A 19,601-nucleotide genomic window follows, 5' to 3' on the forward strand; every position below is an offset into this window, starting at 1 on the left:
ATGACCGCAACTACCAAGTCCGCCAGAGAGGCCCGTGAAGAACGGGAGAAAATGCTCGTATTGAAACATAAATACGAGAATCGAATTACTATCACCAAATTTGGGAAAGAATGTTTAGACGCTGGTGATTACGCCACTGCTCTTCAGCGCTTCACTGAGTACATGGACATCATGGCCGAAGTGAAACAGGTCAAAGATTTCTACTCTCTAAGGCCCGGTCATTTTAGCCCAAAAAGCGACATCACTGAGATGCTGATGATAAGTCACGTGTACTTTGAGATGGCCCGTATTTACGATGCGGTTCCAAAATTTCAAGAAGACTCTCGTCGTTGTCTTGAACAGTTTGTGGCCTTCTCTGCCAATCAACCCTATCAGGTTGTGAACTCTGAGCTTATCCGTAAGCATTTAAAAAAATCAGTTTTCAAAAACCCTGATGCTTTCCGGGACGCTTATCAACAAATCTATGTTCAATCTAAAAAATGTTATGTTGTGACTTTTTGTTATGGTCATGAGCATCCAACCACGCAGGAATTTCGCGCCTTCAAAGACTGGCTTCTCAGTTACAGAAGCGGCCAGGAACTCGTGCGCTTGTACTACAACTATTCATCCGTTGCCGTTACTCGTTGGGAAAAAAGTCCCGCCATGCACCTTGTGGCGCGATTATTCATTCGACCGGCCCTGGTTTTGTTTTCAAAAACGATCCTTCGCCTTATACTATCTAAATGATTCTCTCGAACTTAATCGTTAAGCAGTGGTTTAAAAGTCTCATCGCGGCCATTACCGTGTTGTTTCTTTTAATTTCTACCGCAGATTTAATTAACGGTTTTCTTCAAGGGAAGGACGCCATGCGAGTGCTCCTCGAGTATTCGCTTAAAATGCCGGACCTGATGGGAAGAATGTTTCCTATTTGTTGTCTTGTTGCGACTCTTTTCTCACTTAATAACCTGAAGTCTCACGCTGAACTTATCGCCATTTTAGCGGCCGGCTACTCTTACCGTCGGATCTATTTCCTGGTTGGTGCTTGCGCTCTCACCATGGTGGGACTGCAGTTTTTAAATCTTGGTTTTGTCGAACCGTTCGCCAACAAAGTTAAACGCCAGGAAATTCAAAAAAGCCGCAAATCAGAAGGGAAATACCTCACTCGCAGCTCTATTGAGGGCGGAAGATTCTGGTATAAATCACAAAACTATTTCGCCTCATTTGGTTTCTTTGATCGTAAATCTAATGTTCTTCAAGATGTCGAAATTTATTTTTTCTCAGAGGCCCACACCAGCACCAAAATTCTCAAGGCCCAAAAGGCCTCTTTCATTTCTGAGGGTAAATGGCTTCTAACAAATGTGATTGAACTATCAGGTCTGAGCACTCCGACTTTCCCGATGCAAACGACCAAGCCAGAACTCACCATGGCCCTGAACGAAACTCCAGATGATTTTGGTGAATTTGAAGCCGACCTTACGACCCTTAACTTTTTTAAGTTGAATCAATTCATCAATCGCATGTCGAAGACTGGCATCAACGTTTCAGAGTATCAAATTATTCTGATGAACAAAGTGTTCCTAAGCTTTGTCTGTCTGGTTTTCGCGCTTATTCCGGTCTCGACTATTTTTAATCCTAACCGTCGTTCTGATTCATTTGGTAAGAATGTCGTTCTGACTTTGTTGGTTACTGTCCTCTTCTGGGTCCTTTACAGTGGTGCTGTAGCTTATGGAAATTCTGGAGCTGTTGCCCCATGGCTTGCGACGGGAATTGTGCCGATTTTATTCTTCTCTTACGTCGTATTTACCTACTGGAAGCATAGAAAACTCTCGATTTAATTTCACTCTTGTCTGTGCTATAAAAGCCCCTATGAATATCGAAAATTACAAACTTGAGGGAGAGCGTCTCCCTATCGTGACTTATCCTGACCCTGTTCTTTCGGCCAAGGCCCTGCCTGTGACTGAATTTACACCTGATCTTCATAACTTAGTGAAGAATATGTTGTTTACCATGTACCACGCCCCAGGAATTGGACTCGCCGCTCCTCAGGTCGGTATCAGCCAGAGAATCTTTGTGCTGGATGTCGATTATGATCGTGAGGCAGTTACAAACTCGGCAGGTAAGGAAGAAATTCGCATGTCGAATTTTAACCCAATGGTTCTTATCAACCCTGTGATCACAGGAACATCTGGTACCACAACTTATGAAGAAGGTTGTTTGTCAGTGCCTGGAGTTTACGAAGAAGTGAAGCGCTATGAAAGCATTCGCGTGAAGTATCAGGACATAAACGGCAAAGAACACGAAATGGAAGCAGATGATCTGCTTTCAATTTGTATTCAGCATGAAAACGATCACCTTGAAGGAATTGTTTTCATCGAACGTTTAAGTAATCTCAAAAAGAATTTCTATAAAAAGAAAATGGTGAAAGAGAAGGTTAAATGAAAAAGTTTCGTGTTGCCTTTTGTGGGACTCCGGACTTTTCAGTTCCTACACTTGATCTACTAAGTAACCATCCTCACATTGATCTTCGTTACGTTATCTCCATGCCGGACAGACCATCTGGACGCGGCATGGATCTAAAGTCACCTGAAGTGATTGAGTTCGCCAAAGCGAAGCGCATTCCCTTTTTTCAAACAGAGAACATCAACAAGGAACCAGAGTTCCTTGAAAAACTTAAGGCCGAAGAACTGGATTTCGTAGTCGTATTGGCCTTTGCTCAATTCCTGGGCAGCACGATGCTGAACATGGGAAAACTTGGGTGCTTTAATATTCACACTTCCGTTCTTCCGAAATATCGAGGAGCCGCTCCGATTCAATACGCCCTTCTAAACGGCGACACCGAAACAGGTGTTTCGATTCAGAAGATGGTGAAAAAAATGGACGCTGGTGACCTGGTTCATTTCCATACTGTGCCGATTGCTGAAACTGAAACTGGTGGTCAACTTTATACGCGCTTAAAATTTCAGGCAGCTCTTGCGATGAATGATCTCATCACTAAACTTCTGGAAAACAAAGTTAGCTATACAGTTCAAGATGAATCAAAAGTTTCATTTGCTCCGACCCTAAAAAAAGAAGACGGTCTTCTTAATTTCAAAGAGAAGACTGTCGCTCAAATTTTAAATAACATCCGCGCTCTTGATCCATGGCCCGGGACTTACTGTTTCTTAAACGGTAAGCGCCTGAAGGTCCTTGAAGCAGAAAAATACCACAAGAAACTAGCTCCCGGTAAGGCCGAGAACGATCTTGGTTCACTGGTTGTTGGTTGTATAGACGGAGCTCTTCGTCTTACTCAAGTGCAACTTGAAGGTAAGAAGGCCTGTACTGATCGTGAGTTATTAAACGGCATTAAAACTGAAATCATTTTAACTTCTGATAAGGAATAATATGTCGGTCATCATTTCACCAAGTCTTCTCTCGGTAGATTTTCTGGAACTAAAGACTGAACTTGAGCGTTTAAACCAAATTGATGATCTATGGCTTCACTTAGACATCATGGACTCGCACTTTGTTCCTAATCTTACTTTTGGTGAGCCAGTTCTTAACAAAGTGAAAACTGTTTCGAAGCACAAGCTCGATGCCCACTTCATGGTGACGGATCCGGACTTCTTCGTAGAAAACTTTAAGAACGTGGGACTTCACAATTTCACTTTCCACTGGGAGGCCACTAAGAACCCAGAGGAACTTATCAAAAAAATCAAAGCTGTTTATCCATCGGCCGGTATTTCTTTAAAACCAGGCACTCCTCTTTCAGCGATCCCCATGAAAATTTGGGAGATGGTTGATCTCGTGCTTATCATGAGTGTTGAGCCCGGGTTCGGTGGACAGAAGTTCATGCCGGAATCCATTGATAAAGTGATTGCCCTGGATCTCATTCGCCATGAGAACAAACTTAACTTCCAAATCCAAGTGGATGGTGGAATCAATGGCGACAATGCCGGGTACTTAATCCAAGCTGGGGCCAACAACTTAGTTGCAGGTTCTTATGTTTTTGGAGCTCCTAATAAAGATTATCTCACTCGTATTAATAAAATTCGTTAAGGTTCAACATGTTAAATTTCGACAAAGCTAAAGTATTTAAACTAAACGGTACCAATCTTACTCTTGAAGATCTGGCCTTCATCGCTAAAGCAAAAGCTGGTGAAGTAAAACTAGAAATCGAAGGAGCTGCTTGGGACAAAATGCACAAGTCTCGCCAAGTGGTACTCGATATCGTGAAAAAGGGAAAACCTGTTTACGGTATTAACACTGGTTTCGGGGCCCTTGCTTCAAAACAAATCGCTGTAGAAGACCTCGAGCAACTTCAATACAACTTGATTCGTTCTCATTGTACAGGTGTTGGTCGTCCATTTAACCGCACAGTGACTCGCGCGATTATGCTTTCACGTGCGAACTGCTTGATTCAAGGTTTCTCGGGTGTAACTCCAGACACGATCGCACTTCTTTTTGATTTCATTAACTACGACATCAATCCAGTGATTCCTGAAAAAGGTTCAGTGGGTGCTTCAGGTGACCTTGCCCCTCTTTCTCACATCGCCCTTGCTCTTATCGGTGAAGGTGAAGTTGAGTTCGGTGGAAAAATTATTAAATCTGATCTCGCGATTCAACAGATTGGAAAAACGCCAGCGAAGCTTGGTGCCAAAGATGGTCTAGCACTTATTAACGGAACTTCAGTAATGCTGGCCCTTGGAGCTCTTGCTCTAAGTGACGCCAAAAAGATCGTAAAGCAGGCCGACATTATTGCTTGTTTGACTCTAGATGCGGTTCGCGGAACTCCAATGGCCTTTGATGCTCGTATTTCAATGCTAAAGCCTCAACCGGGCCAGGTCGATGTTTCTCGTAACCTTCTAACTCTGATCAAAGGTTCTGAAATTGCCGTTTCTCACAAAGATGATGGTAAAGTTCAGGATCCATATTCACTTCGTTGTATCCCACAAGTTCACGGCGCCTGCAGACAGACAATTCGTCACGCCGAAGAAGTGCTTAACATCGAACTTAATTCTGTAACTGATAACCCACTTGTATTCATCGAAACTGGTGACGTTATCTCAGGTGGTAACTTCCACGGTGAAGCTCTTGCTCTATGTATGGATTATCTCGCGATGGGACTTTCTGAAATCGCTAACATTGCTGAACGCCGTGTAGAAAAGATGATGAACCCAAGTTTCTCGGATCTTCCGGCCTTCCTAACCAAGAACTCTGGCCTTAACTCAGGTCTCATGATCGCTCACGTAACAATGGCGGCCCTGGCCTCTGAGAATAAATATCTTTGTCACCCGGCCTCAGTAGATTCAATTCCTACCTCGACGGACAAAGAAGATCACGTTTCTATGGGTGTGACAGCTGGTCGTAAACTTCATGAAGTTGTATCGAACGTTCAAAACTGTCTTGCGATTGAACTTCTTTGTAACACGCAAGGGATCGAGTTCCTTCGTCCAATGAAGTCTTCGGCCGCCATCGAAAAAGCTTATTCGCTTGTAAGAAAATACGTTCAGCCGATTGGCGAAGATCGTATCTTCCACAAGGACATCGAAAATTTAACTAAACTTGTTCAAAGTGAAGAACTAATTAAGGAAGTGGAGGCCGTAGTTGGCCCACTCGCCTAAGGAGATTTTATGTCAAATATTCCTCTTCCACCGACTGGTGATAAATTAACTTGTAAGGGCTGGCACCAAGAAGCTGCTCTTCGTTGTTTACTCAATAACCTTCACCCTGAAGTTGCTGAAGACCGTGACGAACTCATCGTTTACGGTGGTAACGGCCAGGCAGCAAGAAATCATAAGGCGCTTAATGACCTTATCAACACACTTAAAAACCTAGAGAACAACGAAACACTTATCGTTCAATCTGGTAAACCAGTTGCGGTTTTCCCTTCTAACCCTCAAGGTCCTCGCGTTCTTATCGCGAACTCAAACCTTGTTCCAAATTGGGCGAACTGGGACCACTTCAATAAACTAAAAGACGAAGGTCTTATGATGTACGGTCAAATGACTGCTGGATCATGGATCTACATCGGCTCGCAAGGTATCGTTCAAGGTACTTATGAAACTTTCATGGCGGCCGCTCGTAAGCACTGGGGTGAAAATTCAACTCTTAAAGGTAAGCTTGTTCTTACTGCTGGTATCGGCGGTATGGGTGGAGCGCAACCTCTTGCTGTAAAAATGGCGGAAGGTGTGTGTCTTTGTTGTGACGTGGATGTGACTCGTATCGAGAAACGTCTTAAATCAAAATACCTCGACGTACTTGCCAATAGCTTCGAAGAGGCCCTTCAAATCGCCCTTAAAGCTAAAAACGCTGGCGAAGCGCTTACAGTTGGCGTAGTTGGAAACGCTGTTGATTTCTTCGAGTTCGTTCTCGATAAAGGAATCGTTCCGGATCTAGTGACTGACCAAACTTCAGCTCACGATCCTCTTAACGGTTACGTTCCAGCAGGCATGACACTTGCTGAAGCAAATGATCTAAGAAAATCAAATCCTCAGAAATATACAGAGTATTCTTATGAAACAATGGGCGCTCACGTACGCGTGATGATCGCTTTCAAAAAGAAAGGTTCTCACGTATTCGATTACGGTAACAACCTTCGTGCTGGTGCTCAGAAAGTTGGTGTGAAAGACGCTTTCTCTTTCCCAGGTTTCGTTCCGGCCTACATCCGTCCTCTTTTCTGCGAAGGATCTGGTCCATTCCGTTGGGTAGCTCTTTCTGGTGATCCAGAAGATATCCGTGTAACAGATGAAGCTCTTAAGGAGCTTTTCCCTGAGAACAAATCCATGATCAACTGGCTTGATAAGGCCGGCAAAATGATTCAGTTCCAGGGTCTTCCTGCTCGTATCTGTTGGTTGAAGTACGGTGACCGTGAAAAAGCGGCCCTTCTTTTCAACAAACTAGTTCGCGAGAAAAAAGTTAAGGCCCCAATCGTAATCGGCCGTGACCACCTAGACTGCGGATCTGTAGCAAGTCCAAACCGTGAAACAGAAGCAATGAAAGACGGCTCAGATGCAGTTTCTGACTGGCCACTACTAAACGCTATGATCAACATCAATAATGGCGCGAGCTGGATTTCTCTTCACCACGGTGGTGGTGTGGGTATGGGTTATTCTCAGCACTCGGGTATGGTGATCGTTTGTGACGGTACTGCTGAAATGGATGAGCGTCTATCGCGCGTTCTTAACTCAGATTCAGGTATGGGTATCGTTCGTCATGCAGACGCGGGCTACGACATCGCCCTTGATATCGCGAAGAAACCAACAACTAAAATTAAGTTTCCATCACTATGAAGACCTACGTTCATCTCAATCAATTAGTAACTCTGGAAGGCGCCCTTAAAAAAGACGGGCGCCGACTGGTTCCCGCTGATTTATCAATCATCGAGGACGGAGCGATTGTATTTGATGATGAACGTATCGTTTGGACCGGAAAGTCTGTGGACCTTCCAACTGAATACCAAAAAAACGCCGTCGACATGAAAGGACACGTGCTAACACCAGAGATGGTGGACTCGCACACTCACATTGTCTTTGGTGGTGATCGCGCTCAAGAGTATGCAGATCGTTTAAATGGTGTGAGCTATGAAGAAATCGCCAAGCGTGGCGGTGGGATTCTTCTCACCATGACCCAAACGAATAAGGCCTCCACTGAAGAGCTTTTCAATTCCGCTTGTGCGCGCATTGAAAGACTTCACTCTTACGGAATCGGCACGATTGAAATTAAGTCCGGCTATGGCCTTAACTTCGAGAAAGAATATGAAGTGTCCCTCGTGATTGATCGCCTGAAGAAAAAGTATCAACCAAGGATTCAAATCTTTAATACTTATCTCGCGGCCCATGATGTCCCTCGCACTTTCTCTTCTTCCTCTCAGTACCTAAAAGAAGTGGTTCTACCCCTTCTTGAAAAACTGGCCTCGATGCAAATCATTGATGCTGTGGATATCTTCCACGAGAAGAATTATTTCACTGCTGAGGACGCGGATCTTTTATTCACTCGTGCTAAAGAACTGGGCATTGCTCGTAAGATCCACGCGGATGAATTAAATGATAATGATGGCGCGAAACTCGCTGTAAAACACGAGGCGCTTTCGGCTGACCATCTATTAAGAATTTCTGCTTCCGGAATTGAAGCTCTGGCCAACTCAAAAACAGTCGCCACTCTTCTTCCTGGAACCGCCTTCTTCTTAGGAAAGCCACTGGCCCCTGCTCGTACCATTCTTGATGGTGGAGCGAAGGTCGCAATCGCCTCAGATTACAATCCTGGTTCTTGCCACTGTGATAACCTGCTCCTGATTGCTTCAATCGCCTCGGCCCAAATGAAGCTTAATCAAGCGGAACTTTGGACAGGGATTACCATGAATGCGGCCGCGGCCTTAGCGCTTCCAAAGCAAGGCGCCCTTGTACCGGGAATGCGTCCAAGATTCTCGCTATTTAAGACGGAAAGCCTGTCTCACATTACTTATAATTGGGGCAAGAACTTCGCGGTAAACACCCTATAAAGAGTTCACAGTTCCACCTCCTTATCTGATTTCATGGCTTAATACTCCAAACCAATTGGAGTATTTATGAAAGGTCTTTTAGCGCTATTAACATTTGCGACGACTCTCTCTGCTTTTGCCACTTGTCCGACAATTGAATTACCTAATCAATTCAAAGCGCGTGAACAATGGATCTCCATCGGGACAGACATGGAACTGACCGCCAATAAAACTCGCATCGGTGAAATTGAAGAACGAATCATCCGCCTCACTCCAACTTTTGACCTCTATAATGTTGATGGAAAAAAAGTCGCTCATGCTCGTAAGAAGATTTTTAGTTGGGGAACTACGATTGAGGTGACTGATTGTGAAGACAAGCTGATTGGAAAAGTTAAAGAGAACGTTTTCCGTTCTATCTGGGACTTTTACACCCGCTACGACATCCTTGATGCTAACGATAACGTGATTGCCGCCACTGAGAAGATGGAATTTTTCAGCACAAATTTCACTGTCTTCACTCAAAAAGATAAGAAGAAAGAAGAGATCATGAAGATGACCCGTCCCATGTTAAACCTTGTGACTGATGCCTGGACCGTGAAAATTTCCAAGGAAGGTGTCATTGACCCAAGAGTTCTTGTGATGATTCCGGCCTTCAAAACTTCTGCTGACAACGAACAACGGGAAAAAGAAAAAGAGAAGAAAAAATAGTTACATCGCCAGTTGTTTATCAATCATGTCTAAGAAGTCCTTATCCATAAAATTATGGAGCTTCTTATTCACGTAGATCACTTTGCCTTTGTGATAAATGATCGACACTGGATAGGTTCTAATCAAGAACATCTCAGAAATATGGCTACGAGGGTCTTCCACTGACTCAAAGTTTAAGTGGTACTTCGCCTCAGTTTTACGGATGTGCTCGGCCGCATCCGCATCGTCCCCATTGATGCCAATGACCTTCACCTTACCTTTGTATTTCTCCTGAAACTGCACTAGAGAAGAAAACTCTTTTAGGCAGGGAATACACCAAGATGCCCAGAAATTAAGCAGGATGATAGGAGTCGGATCTTTCTTGAGTTCAATAGTCGTATTTTTAGACGTCGTTAATTTAAGCGTTTGGAAATTGGTCTCATATACGGAGTGTTTTTGTTTGTCCTCATCCACTAATTCCGCGTTACTATTGAAGGTGTCCCAAAGAATTTGGGTGGAGAGAAAGCCCGTGAAGGCCATGATAAAGAGCAGAATGGGAATAAGCTTTTTCTTCATTTCAAACTTCCTTATGGAACCAAATTGTATCTAAGAATGAAAGATTTATGAAGCCCTGGAACATATTGACTCAAAAGACTCGTAAAAAGCTGGGAGAACGCGGCCAATCTATTGTGGAATTCGTGTTGCTCCTCTGCGTCCTAATGGGAATTTCTTACGGATTCGTAAGCTTTATGAATCGTAACCTTTCGCGCTATTGGGAATACTCTGCAAATCTCATCATAAACGATAGACCAAATGGACCGAAAGCGGTTGAATTACGGTAAGCAATTTTTTGAATTAAGGATGGATTCATGAATTATCTATTGGCCATTGATCAAGGCACAACAGGCACAACTGCGCTCATTATTGATGCCAAAACCCTCAAAGTCCTCAATAAAGAAAAATCTGACTACCGACAAATTTATCCCAAGCCTGGTTGGGTCGAACACGACCTCAACGATATCTGGGAATCAGTTTCAATTGCGGTTGGCTCTGTCATTAAAAGAACCAAAATTGATCCAAAACAAATCGGCGCCATTGGCATTACTAATCAACGTGAGACCACTTGTGCTTACAATAAAAAAGGTGCTCCTCTTCATCATGCCATCGTTTGGCAGGATCGTCGTACCGCCGCTTATTGTGAAGAGCACTCTGCAAAGTATATGGAAGTCTGTCGTAAAAAAACCGGTCTTCCTCTCGATCCTTATTTTTCGGGAACAAAAATGCGCTGGTTCCTGGATCATGTACCGGCAGTAAAAGTTGCGGCCGATAGAAAAGATCTTTGCCTTTCAACAGTTGATACTTTTCTGGTTCATCGACTGACAGATGGCAAGAGCTATGTGACTGAAGCTTCAAACGCTTCAAGAACCATGCTAATGAATTTGGAGACCTTCAATTGGGACTCGGAGCTTCTTTCCTTCTTTGATATTTCCCGCGAGTTCTTGCCGGAGATCCGTGAATCATTCACAAACTTCGGTGAAACGAAAAACTGCGGCATTCTTCCCGACGGAATTCCTATTCTTTCTATTCTGGGTGACCAACAAGCGGCCCTCTTCGGCCAAGCTTGTGTCCGTGTAGGTGACATTAAATCAACTTACGGTACCGGGGCCTTCTTACTTTTAAATACGGGTGAGAAATTGATTCATTCAACAACCGGACTTCTCACAACTGCTGCCTACTCTTTTCGTGGCCATAAAGTTTATGCCCTTGAAGGTTCGGCCTACATCGCAGGTGCAGCGGTTCAATGGCTCCGTGATAACTTGAAGAGCATTAAATCTTCTCCAGAAGTCTCTGAACTTGCGGCCCAAGTGACTGACCTCTCGCAAATGGAACACGTACTCTTTATGCCGTTTTTCACAGGTATCGGAACTCCTTATTGGAACTCACACGCGAAGGCCGCCATCGTAGGACTCACTCGCGATACCCACAACGGTCATATTGCTCGTGCGTGTCTTGAAGGCATTGCACTTTCACTTAATGATTCTGTTTCGAGCTTTAAAAAAGATTTTCCTCACCTCAACGACATTCGTGTTGATGGTGGAGCTGCCGCTAACGACATTCTGATGCAAATGCAGGCGAACTTCTCGCAGAAAACAATTCTTCGTCCTCAGGTCATTGATACCACTGCTTTCGGCGTGGCAGTTGGTTGTCTCGTTGGACGTGGGGAAGTGAGTATTGAGGACATGGGTCGCTACTGGAAACTTGAGAAAGAGTTCACTCCAGAGAAGAACCCTTATTACGGAAAAAAGAAGAATCTTTGGGACGAAACTATTAAGCGTCTCTATCTCTAATCACTGGCACTTCTATTGCAATCTAATCCCTCAAACTGATTTTAATAAAGGTTTGAGGGACTTATGCTGTCTAAAATTTTGACATCCGTCTTGGTTTTAACACTCATTGGTTGTGACTCCAAAGAGTATAAAAAATCTGATAATGCCAATGTAGATATCGTTCAGGAACTCAATCAGGGTGAATCTGAAACCGTCATTAATAAACTTACTTCCAAAAACAGTTTGAGCTCCAGAGAGCGCTACTACCTCGCCTCTGCCCAATCTACTTCAGGTGGGATTGATGTTTATAGTCTTTATCCCCTGCTTGAAATGCAGCTTTTTAGAAAAAACGCTCTTGAGTGGTCAGAAATTTCCAAAGAAAAAAACCCCTACCTGAAATTTATGAAATCTCAGGAGAACATTGATTACGAAAAACGTAAGAAGAAGCGTGAAGAAAAATGGAAAAATTATTTACCAAAGATCATTAAGAAGAATGATCTCATGACTGAAAAGCCGACTCTAGATCATTTTCAGAAGTATAATTCACAGGCGAATTTAGAGGAATACGCAGAACTCGATCAAAAGTTGCAACAATTAGTAGCGCAATTACTTAAAGAGCCTGGGGACAAGGACTCAAGGCGTGACGATTTATACGAAGCTGTTGATAAGCTCATTGAAGAGAACAATAACATCATGAGCTACTATGATCTTACTTCATATTACCAAGATCAATTAGAAATTGAGTCTCGCAAACAGGCCTATCTGAATCCTGAACAACAAGGTTTTGCAAAATTTGGCAAAGGCTGGGAAATGATCTTCATGAATATCTTGTGGAACACCTATGAGGCGATTCCCATCATGAAACAACTTCCGTCCCTTTCCAATCAGCAACAAACAACGATCACTAGCGCCCTTGAAAACTATAAGAAAGTCTTGAATGACGAAGAATTCAAAGAAGTCGCTTTAAAGAATATTGCCATTCTGTCCGGTGTGTCCTTACTAAGTGTCTACAAAGAAAGTTTTGATTTGGATGATATCGAATCCATTGAAGACCTCATGTGTGGCTTTGAACCGGCGGTCCTGACAGATAACTATTCACTAATTCGTGAAAGAATCATTTTTCTAAGTGATACCTATGCCTCTTCTGGTTCGACAGACCTAGATCGCTATAAAGAAGAATTTGAAAAGGTAAAAGCGGAACTTCCTGAATCTTTGACCCCGGAAGAAAAGGCCCGTTATGTCGAGGACATCGAGAACTTTAAGATCGGACGTTGCTTTTAGTTGATGAAGCTTTTTAAATAGTTCACACTTTTTAGATGTGGATTATTTTATTGCTCTTTAGTTCCCTGTCTTGGGGATTTCCCATTCTTCATTTCATTAAGCCTGAGTCTAATTTTACGCAAATTACGACCCTGGATGCTTGTACTACGTTCTTAAATAATCAAAACGATATGGTGGGATGTAATCCCGCTTTGTTTCCGCTTCAAAAACAAGAGGGCCTTCGTATGGGCCTTTCAACCATCACTGACGGTGAATCGGTTGAGGTGGGACAAAAACTTCTTTTTGATCCAATTGAGGAAGAATTTCTGCAAAAGCTTTTCAAAGAGCAGGCCTTTAACTCATGGGGCGCCAATTCTTATATTGAACTCAGAACTTCAAAATTTTATCTCGCCTACAATCCACTGGCGGTAAATGCTGACGTCTTTGTTTTCAACCCTTCCTCTCCGGAAGTGGCGATGTCATTAGTAAAATCCAATCGCCTTCAAATAACCTCCGGGCTTAAAGTCGCTGAAAACGATTTTTGGACCTTCTCGCTAGGAACTAAAATCTACTATTACCGAAGTGAATACTATCAAGACTCGTTCTTTTTAAGTGATCTCACCACAAATGATGTCGATGAGCTTATTAAGCTTAAGAATAGAAGTGGCGTGGCCGGTGACATCGGGGCCTTCATCAAATTTGAAAACCGATATCTGCCCAAGATTTCCTTCTTGATAAAAAACATCAACTCTCTTTATAAGAATGAAGAAAAAGACATCGTGGCCGAAAATCAAATGCGTCCCCTCATGGTATATGAAACCTATTCGAGAGTAGGTTTGGGTTATGACATCAAAAAAAGCTGGGGGGCCCTCAATGCGGAAATCAATCTTCCGTTTAGAAATTTCTATCAAGATTATTACAACGAATATCTAGTTGGAAGTATCGGCTACTCTCTCACCAGATTTTCTACTCAGTTGTCCTACTCAAAATACCAACAAATTTTTGGATTTAACTTTGGATCCAAGATTGCCTCAGTTGGCATCTTCTATGGAAAATCTCGCCCCTTGGGAGATTTCTCGACCCAGGATGAAAGTGTTGGTGGCGTAAAAGGAGAGATCTCACTATGAAGATTTTCATCCTTTTCGTCTGTTTCATCTCAAGTCTTTCTTTTGCCACAACAGAAGGTCAAAGTGCCTATAAATTCTTGAAGCAAAAGAGTGACGAGAGCAAATCCGAAATTCAATTTAATGAATATGAAGACATCATTAGTGGTTCCATTGCCTTTGCCATTGGCAACATTGGATATTTCACGACGGATTCCAGTACTCTAAAGATCGCCTACAGTGGTGTTCAAACAGTAGGGATCATCGCAGTTGGACACGGTATCTACGATTACTATTATCCGCACTTTGAAACTCGTCTTTTAGGTCTATTAAGTAAGAAAAAGCTCACTCGAGGGCAGCTTTCAGATGGATATGTGAGTCTCCTGGGAGAAATGGAACGGGCCAAGAGATTATCACTTCTCTGGAGCTCTTCTCTTCTTACCATGCAGTATGGGCTTAACGCTTTTCTCGGAAAAGATGTTCCTCAGGATTTAAAAGATATTTACCTTTTCTTAGGTGGGGTAAACGCCATCATCGCCGTGTACTCGTATTACAACGTTAGTGATTATGAACAGTACTATCTCAATCAAAAGAAAGCGAAGGTCGGCCTTTTTATAGTCCCTGGTCAACGTGACACAAGAGCAGGTCTTGGCATTTCCAAGGCCTGGTAAGTTATTTGAAAAGAAGATTTTTCAACTCACTCGCCTTACTGATACCGACGATCTCAAGCTTGTATTTACCCTTGAGGTCCTCGGCCGCTCTCTTAGAAGTGATCACACGCTTATAATTCATCTGCGCGATCTCTTTTAAACGCATCTCCATCATCGGTACCGAGCGAACTTCACCAGTCAGACCTACTTCTCCCAGAAAAATAGTGTCGTTAGGAATCGCAGTCTGATAGTAAGAACTTAAAAGTGATGCAATAACAGAAAGGTCATTTTCACGTGTAGTAAGTTTCATGCCACCCACTACGTTCACGTAGATATCATTATAAGAAAGAGGAATGCCGAGATACTTATCAATCACCGCCACCAAAAGGGCCACCCGATTGGAATCAAGGCCCTGAGTTGTCCGGCGACCTTGAGCAAATTTGTTTTCAACAACGAGAGCTTGAATCTCTACGAATAAAGATCTACTACCTTCCAAAATACAAGTCAGCGATCTTCCATAAGATCCAGGAAGAGATTGTTCCAAGAAATACTGAGAGGGATTTTTGATTTCAAGAAGACCCGTTTCTTGCATTTCAAAAATTCCCACTTCATTGGTATTTCCGAAACGGTTTTTCATCACTCTAAGCATACGGTACTGGCCCAACTGATCGCCTTCAAAGTAGATCACAGTGTCCACCATGTGCTCTAAGATTTTAGGTCCTGCGATCTGCCCTTCTTTCGTCACGTGACCAATAATAAAACAGGTCAGATTATAGGCCTTCGCAAAATTCATAAGTTCATAAGTTACTTCACGAATTTGCGTCAGCGTTCCCGCGGCCGATTCAACCTGATTAGAATGAGTCGTTTGAATCGAATCGAGTACCAGAAATTTTGGTTTTAATTCTTTAACTTGTTCTAAGATTTTCTGCCAATTGGTCTCATTAAAAATGTAAAAACCATTGTTATTAACACCGAGGCGCTTTGAGCGACCAGCAACCTGAGACTCAGATTCTTCTCCGCTCACATATAAAATGCGCTCATTTCCATATTCATTCAGAAGTTTTCCACAAACTTCCATAAGAAGAGTCGATTTACCAATTCCGGGCTCACCACCAATAAGTGTGAGTGAACCGACTGTTACTCCACCACCCATCACTCGATCGAATTCTTCGATCTTGGTTTGATAGCGGTTCACAATTTCGTGTTCAATTTCATTAATGGTTTTAGGACGAGATTCACGGCCTGAAACAGATTTAGGTGCGGCCTTGCTGGGTTTAATAGTTTCTTCTTCCGAAAAAGAGTTCCACTGATTACAGTCCGGACACTTTCCAAGCCACTTGGCCGATTGATATCCGCATTCCTGACACGTAAAAACTGTTTTGATTTTGGCCATCTATCCCTCGAGCATTTTCATGAGTTGATCTTCTTTAATGATCGGAATTTTTAGAGAAGTCGCCTTCACATACTTACTCGATGTGCTGTCCTCATCATTGGTCACGAGATAGCTTAAGTTCTTCGACACTCCCGCAATGATTCCCCCATTTTGCTTAATGAGTTTTTCAATTTGCGGACGCGGTTGACTTAAGGCCCCAGTGAGACAAAAAGAAAGCCCCTTAAGTGGTCCTTCCCCGGAGGCGGTTTCATCGGCCTTCACCACCACTCCCACACTCAAAAGCTCATCAATCAGCGGCTTTTTCTTTCTAAGGGAGGCGAGAATTGATTCAGAAGACTTCTCGGCAAATCCTTCGATCTGAAGCATCTTCTCTACCGTGAGGTCCTGGATTTTTTCGAGGGTGTTATAACCTTGAGCTATGATTTTTTCACTTTTAGCGATGGAAACACCTTCCACTCCAATGGCGGAAATGAACTGAGCGAGACTTTGATGTTTCGTTTTCTGAATATTCTCAAACATCTTGGTCGCAAGCTTGTCTTTTACTTTGTCCAAAAGAAGAAAATCTTCGTGCCTTAAGCGATAGAGGTCTGGAATGCCTTCAACCAGACCCTTATTAATCATTTCATCCAGACGTTTATCCGAAACGTCTTCGATGTTGGCCTTGAAGATATAATTAAGAATTTCTTCTTTGATTTTTGCTGGGCAAAGATCATTCTCACATTGAAGCCAGATATCATGGATCACAAGTTTAGATGAACAACTTGGGCAATTGGTTGGGTGAGTGAATTCACCGTCAGAGCGTTCTACTACTCCCAAGAATTTTGGAATCACTTCACCAGAGCGGATGATCTCAATTTTGTCTCCAGCTTTAAGCTGAAAGTTTTGAACCATACCAAAATTATGTAGAGTCACTCGCCCGATCATCGCTCCAGAAAGTTCCGTAGGCTCAATCAAGGCAACAGGAGTAAGGGTTCCGTTTCGAGAGACGCCCCACTCAATTTCATTGATCTTTGCGACCTTCGTTTCACCGGCAAATTTAAAGGCAATTTTATAACGAGGATGGTGACTGGTTTCACCCAATTCCGCATGATGTTTTAAATCATCATAAACCACCACCAGGCCATCAATGAGATAATCTCCGCTCGACATAAAATTCTTAGCTTCAGCAATTCTCTCTTTAAGATCTTTACCGGCCTTATGAATTTCATAGTCCGGAGTGATAAACCCTAGACCTTTAAGTGCATCTAGTTTCTGATGTTCTTTAGTAAACTCTTCATCATCAATAATGTCGAAGGCCTGAAAACTCAAGTGACGACAGAGTTGAATATTTTCTTTTCGACCGAGAAGTCCCGCCACAATGTTTCGTTGTGAGGTCGGAGCCTCTAGTCCCATGTCTTGCATTTCTTTTGAGAGGGTAAAAAAGTTTTTTTCTACACAGTAAACTTCACCACGAACTTCAAAAGTTCCCTTATTGCCTACGTGCTTTGGAATATCAGGAATAAAGACCGCTTTCTTAGTGATATTTTCACCGAATTGACCATCACCACGGGTTTTGGCGGTGACGAGGTGTCCATTCTCATAAATAAGTGAGCAGCTTGAACCATCAATTTTAAAAACACTCACGACTTCATGTTTACCGATCCACTTCGCGAGATCTGTTTCATCGTAAGTCTTATCCAGGGAGAGCATCTTGCGTTGATGTTCAACCTTGCTGGTTGATTCGGCCTGCTTAAAACCCACTAATTGCAGAACCGGATTCTCTGGATCCAAAGATTTTAATTCTGCCTCTAATTTGTCGTATTTTTCGTCCGAGATTTCGGCGTGACCAGTGTAATAAAGTTCTTTATGGTGAAGGATGAGTTTTTCCAACTCTTGGATTCGTGCTGTCTTCATCCTTCTTTTTTAGCACTTTTATCTTAGAAATTAAATGAAACACCCAGCTTTAACAGGTTATCCTTATAAGAGACCTCTTTAAAAGCTCCACTAAATTTGGCCTTACGTGACATCGCCTCAATACTTCCATCAATGGTCATGCGATGAGTGTACTGATACTTGACCCCAATTTCTAAATCCAAAGCTGATGCGCTTGAACTTGAACCATAAATCTTGTCATCTTCACTAAAGCTTGGGAAAGGCAGGAACTCTGCCTGAGTAAAAAAGCGCCATTCACGATTGATTGGAATATTGGCAGCAACACCGAGTAAAAGACCGTAAATGTTGTTCTTACCGAATCCATCCACCTCTGAATTTGCAAGATCAAAACTATAGTTAGCGTAACCGCCGTAGATATCAATTTGCGGGCCATAGAAGAAGCCAATTGGAAGATACTTGTAACCACCAGTGATTTTAAAGGCACCATTATTAGCACTTACACTGTCTTTTTCTGGACTGCCTGATTTCGCTTTCAAGCTTCCTAAATTTCGCATAAGTTCCAGGGCCGCAAAGTACTGACGAGTGATCCAACCTTCAACTCGAAAGTCGATACCAAAAAGATTTCCGCTCATGCGGTTTGATCCAGTTGGAGTTGAGGTATCTACACTTGATGATGATCCAAACAGTGCCACCGAGAGAATCCCCAATGTTCCTAGCTTTTCATCTTCTTTGTCTTTACCCAAATTTGGATCGTTAATAACTTCTTGCTTATAAGGCTCTAAACGGACCCAGTCCCCGGCCTTGAGTTTTTGATCACTCTTATAGACCTTCACCATTCCCAGGGCCTGGTTATCAGAAATATTAAAGACTTTTCCTTCCGCTAAAATTTCTGTGTCCCAATCCACGATTTTTTTAAGCAGAGGATGCTTCTTTTTAGCGATTGGTCTTTTCACCACAAAACTTTGTCCGATTTGAATCGGATAACCTTTACCTACGTCGAGTGTGATTTGATCACCGAGGATACCGTTAATTTTGGCATCATAAGGAATGGTCTTGGCGTAGATATCGAGCCAATTGGCAATGGTCTGACTGATGATTTCAATATCGTCGCGGTTAAGAACGGTCTTTTCTGAAAAATACAGATCTTCGCCGTTTTCGCCGTAAACATCCATCTGAACTTCAACTGAATTAAGTTCATTCACAATCGCCACACGGATAATAGAGCCAACTTTTAGTTTGTCGGCAACTGTGGCCAGAACTTCTTTCGTTTTTAAATATTGAGGAAGATTTTCACGATACTTACTAAAAACACTGATCATGGAAGAGTTTGAAACATAGGTACACCAGTTTCTTTTCTTAAGATCACTCTCAACTTCTTCAAAGACCTTATATCCGATCGCACCTCCTACACTGTCTGTAATAGGGAGAAGAGTGCATCGTCTCATGGATGATTGGGCAAAGGCCCCTAACGAGAAAATCAATCCAAGAAGAAGTAAGGTTAATTTCATAATAGTTTTGGTAGTTCCGGAGGTAATTCCATTGAAGGCATAGGTTTATTCGCGCTCTGTTTCTCATAGAGCTCAACCAACATGCGTAACTCGTTATTCTCTTCGCGCAATTGTCTAATTTGTGTACGAAGCAGTTCAGTCTCTAATTTAATTTTTAGGACTTCTTCCTCTTCTCTTAAGCGAAGCTTCTCTGTCGAGGGTACGTAGATAAAGTACTTCCCGTTTTCCTCTTTGTATTTCAGAATATTATTCTTGATATGTCTTCGAATGGTCGAAATGGAGACATCTTTGTAGCGTGAATAGTCATTGATGGACAACCACACCCCAGACGATGCGTTCATAGTGCTCCTTTAGCGTTAATCTTAAT

18 protein-coding genes are annotated in these 19,601 nt (G+C 42.7%); 13 read left to right on the forward strand and 5 right to left on the reverse strand.

The window, feature by feature from the left end; translation table 11 throughout:
- The 9 genes from ACJVC5_RS05160 to ACJVC5_RS05200 all read left to right on the forward strand — a co-directional run bounded on the left by ACJVC5_RS05160 (position 1) and on the right by ACJVC5_RS05200 (position 9,142).
- Positions 1–726 (forward strand): CFI-box-CTERM domain-containing protein, encoded by a 726-nt coding sequence (locus ACJVC5_RS05160; RefSeq protein WP_408098304.1) that lies wholly within the window; start codon positions 1–3, stop codon positions 724–726.
- Complete coding sequence (locus ACJVC5_RS05165; protein WP_408098305.1) at positions 723–1,814, forward strand: LptF/LptG family permease; 1,092 nt, start codon at positions 723–725, stop codon at positions 1,812–1,814. Before ACJVC5_RS05160 ends, ACJVC5_RS05165 begins: the two co-directional genes overlap by 4 nt.
- A 31-nt stretch (positions 1,815–1,845) precedes the next feature.
- Entirely contained in the window at positions 1,846–2,418 is a 573-nt protein-coding gene (gene def, locus ACJVC5_RS05170; RefSeq protein WP_408098306.1) for a peptide deformylase, read from the forward strand.
- Complete coding sequence (gene fmt, locus ACJVC5_RS05175) at positions 2,415–3,359, forward strand: methionyl-tRNA formyltransferase (protein WP_408098307.1); 945 nt, start codon at positions 2,415–2,417, stop codon at positions 3,357–3,359. The genes def and fmt overlap by 4 nt, the downstream gene beginning before the upstream one ends.
- Before the next feature lies 1 nt (position 3,360).
- Complete coding sequence (rpe, locus tag ACJVC5_RS05180; protein WP_408098308.1) at positions 3,361–4,014, forward strand: ribulose-phosphate 3-epimerase; 654 nt, start codon at positions 3,361–3,363, stop codon at positions 4,012–4,014.
- A gap of 8 nt (positions 4,015–4,022) precedes the next feature.
- The gene (gene hutH, locus ACJVC5_RS05185; protein WP_408098309.1) at positions 4,023–5,579 is read left to right on the forward strand and encodes a histidine ammonia-lyase; all 1,557 of its coding nucleotides are present in this window, start codon (positions 4,023–4,025) and stop codon (positions 5,577–5,579) included.
- 9 nt (positions 5,580–5,588) lie between these two features.
- Positions 5,589–7,247 carry a urocanate hydratase gene (hutU, locus tag ACJVC5_RS05190; RefSeq protein WP_408098310.1) on the forward strand — a complete coding sequence of 553 codons (1,659 nt, stop codon included), beginning with the start codon at positions 5,589–5,591 and terminating at the stop codon, positions 7,245–7,247.
- Complete coding sequence (gene hutI, locus ACJVC5_RS05195) at positions 7,244–8,455, forward strand: imidazolonepropionase (protein ID WP_408098311.1); 1,212 nt, start codon at positions 7,244–7,246, stop codon at positions 8,453–8,455. The genes hutU and hutI overlap by 4 nt, the downstream gene beginning before the upstream one ends.
- Positions 8,456–8,521: 66 nt before the next feature.
- On the forward strand, positions 8,522–9,142 hold the full coding sequence (locus ACJVC5_RS05200) for a hypothetical protein (protein WP_408098312.1): 621 nt from the start codon (positions 8,522–8,524) through the stop codon (positions 9,140–9,142).
- Here the strand turns inward: ACJVC5_RS05200 and ACJVC5_RS05205 are convergent, their stop codons facing one another.
- On the reverse strand, positions 9,143–9,697 hold the full coding sequence (locus ACJVC5_RS05205; protein ID WP_408098313.1) for a TlpA family protein disulfide reductase: 555 nt from the start codon (positions 9,695–9,697) through the stop codon (positions 9,143–9,145).
- Between the two features lie 293 nt (positions 9,698–9,990).
- Between ACJVC5_RS05205 and ACJVC5_RS05210 the strand changes: the two genes are divergently transcribed.
- The 4 genes from ACJVC5_RS05210 to ACJVC5_RS05225 all read left to right on the forward strand — a co-directional run bounded on the left by ACJVC5_RS05210 (position 9,991) and on the right by ACJVC5_RS05225 (position 14,482).
- Positions 9,991–11,469, forward strand: a complete 1,479-nt coding sequence (locus tag ACJVC5_RS05210; RefSeq protein ID WP_408098314.1) for an FGGY family carbohydrate kinase — start codon at positions 9,991–9,993, stop codon at positions 11,467–11,469.
- Between the two features lie 63 nt (positions 11,470–11,532).
- Positions 11,533–12,729: a hypothetical protein gene (locus ACJVC5_RS05215; protein ID WP_408098315.1), complete on the forward strand. Its 1,197-nt coding sequence runs from the start codon at positions 11,533–11,535 to the stop codon at positions 12,727–12,729.
- A gap of 35 nt (positions 12,730–12,764) precedes the next feature.
- Positions 12,765–13,835 carry a hypothetical protein gene (locus tag ACJVC5_RS05220; protein ID WP_408098316.1) on the forward strand — a complete coding sequence of 357 codons (1,071 nt, stop codon included), beginning with the start codon at positions 12,765–12,767 and terminating at the stop codon, positions 13,833–13,835.
- The gene (locus tag ACJVC5_RS05225) at positions 13,832–14,482 is read left to right on the forward strand and encodes a hypothetical protein (RefSeq protein WP_408098317.1); all 651 of its coding nucleotides are present in this window, start codon (positions 13,832–13,834) and stop codon (positions 14,480–14,482) included. The genes ACJVC5_RS05220 and ACJVC5_RS05225 overlap by 4 nt, the downstream gene beginning before the upstream one ends.
- Position 14,483: 1 nt before the next feature.
- Here the strand turns inward: ACJVC5_RS05225 and radA are convergent, their stop codons facing one another.
- The 4 genes from radA to ACJVC5_RS05245 are packed head-to-tail and all read right to left on the reverse strand — an operon-like array spanning position 14,484 to position 19,575.
- Entirely contained in the window at positions 14,484–15,854 is a 1,371-nt protein-coding gene (radA, locus tag ACJVC5_RS05230; protein ID WP_408098318.1) for a DNA repair protein RadA, read from the reverse strand.
- Positions 15,855–17,747: an NAD-dependent DNA ligase LigA gene (gene ligA, locus ACJVC5_RS05235; RefSeq protein WP_408098319.1), complete on the reverse strand. Its 1,893-nt coding sequence runs from the start codon at positions 17,745–17,747 to the stop codon at positions 15,855–15,857. It lies immediately after the preceding gene.
- A gap of 23 nt (positions 17,748–17,770) precedes the next feature.
- Complete coding sequence (locus ACJVC5_RS05240; RefSeq protein ID WP_408098320.1) at positions 17,771–19,234, reverse strand: hypothetical protein; 1,464 nt, start codon at positions 19,232–19,234, stop codon at positions 17,771–17,773.
- On the reverse strand, positions 19,231–19,575 hold the full coding sequence (locus tag ACJVC5_RS05245; protein WP_408098321.1) for a hypothetical protein: 345 nt from the start codon (positions 19,573–19,575) through the stop codon (positions 19,231–19,233). Before ACJVC5_RS05245 ends, ACJVC5_RS05240 begins: the two co-directional genes overlap by 4 nt.
- Between the last annotated feature and the right edge of the window lie 26 nt (positions 19,576–19,601).

It is taken from the genome of Peredibacter sp. HCB2-198 (genome assembly GCF_045999315.1).
Taxonomy (GTDB): Bacteria; Bdellovibrionota; Bacteriovoracia; order Bacteriovoracales; family Bacteriovoracaceae; genus Peredibacter.

Coding starts and splice junctions, on each gene's coding strand:
- ACJVC5_RS05225 (WP_408098317.1), top strand. CDS start 13,832: ATGAAGATTTTCATCCTTTTCGTCTGTTTCATCTCAAGTCTTTCTTTT.
- hutI (WP_408098311.1), top strand. CDS start 7,244: ATGAAGACCTACGTTCATCTCAATCAATTAGTAACTCTGGAAGGCGCC.
- ACJVC5_RS05240 (WP_408098320.1), bottom strand. CDS start 19,234: ATGAAATTAACCTTACTTCTTCTTGGATTGATTTTCTCGTTAGGGGCC.
- ACJVC5_RS05160 (WP_408098304.1), top strand. CDS start 1: ATGACCGCAACTACCAAGTCCGCCAGAGAGGCCCGTGAAGAACGGGAG.
- hutU (WP_408098310.1), top strand. CDS start 5,589: ATGTCAAATATTCCTCTTCCACCGACTGGTGATAAATTAACTTGTAAG.
- ACJVC5_RS05210 (WP_408098314.1), top strand. CDS start 9,991: ATGAATTATCTATTGGCCATTGATCAAGGCACAACAGGCACAACTGCG.
- ACJVC5_RS05215 (WP_408098315.1), top strand. CDS start 11,533: ATGCTGTCTAAAATTTTGACATCCGTCTTGGTTTTAACACTCATTGGT.
- ACJVC5_RS05205 (WP_408098313.1), bottom strand. CDS start 9,697: ATGAAGAAAAAGCTTATTCCCATTCTGCTCTTTATCATGGCCTTCACG.
- rpe (WP_408098308.1), top strand. CDS start 3,361: ATGTCGGTCATCATTTCACCAAGTCTTCTCTCGGTAGATTTTCTGGAA.
- fmt (WP_408098307.1), top strand. CDS start 2,415: ATGAAAAAGTTTCGTGTTGCCTTTTGTGGGACTCCGGACTTTTCAGTT.
- radA (WP_408098318.1), bottom strand. CDS start 15,854: ATGGCCAAAATCAAAACAGTTTTTACGTGTCAGGAATGCGGATATCAA.
- ACJVC5_RS05245 (WP_408098321.1), bottom strand. CDS start 19,575: ATGAACGCATCGTCTGGGGTGTGGTTGTCCATCAATGACTATTCACGC.
- ACJVC5_RS05200 (WP_408098312.1), top strand. CDS start 8,522: ATGAAAGGTCTTTTAGCGCTATTAACATTTGCGACGACTCTCTCTGCT.
- ligA (WP_408098319.1), bottom strand. CDS start 17,747: ATGAAGACAGCACGAATCCAAGAGTTGGAAAAACTCATCCTTCACCAT.
- ACJVC5_RS05220 (WP_408098316.1), top strand. CDS start 12,765: ATGTGGATTATTTTATTGCTCTTTAGTTCCCTGTCTTGGGGATTTCCC.
- ACJVC5_RS05165 (WP_408098305.1), top strand. CDS start 723: ATGATTCTCTCGAACTTAATCGTTAAGCAGTGGTTTAAAAGTCTCATC.
- def (WP_408098306.1), top strand. CDS start 1,846: ATGAATATCGAAAATTACAAACTTGAGGGAGAGCGTCTCCCTATCGTG.
- hutH (WP_408098309.1), top strand. CDS start 4,023: ATGTTAAATTTCGACAAAGCTAAAGTATTTAAACTAAACGGTACCAAT.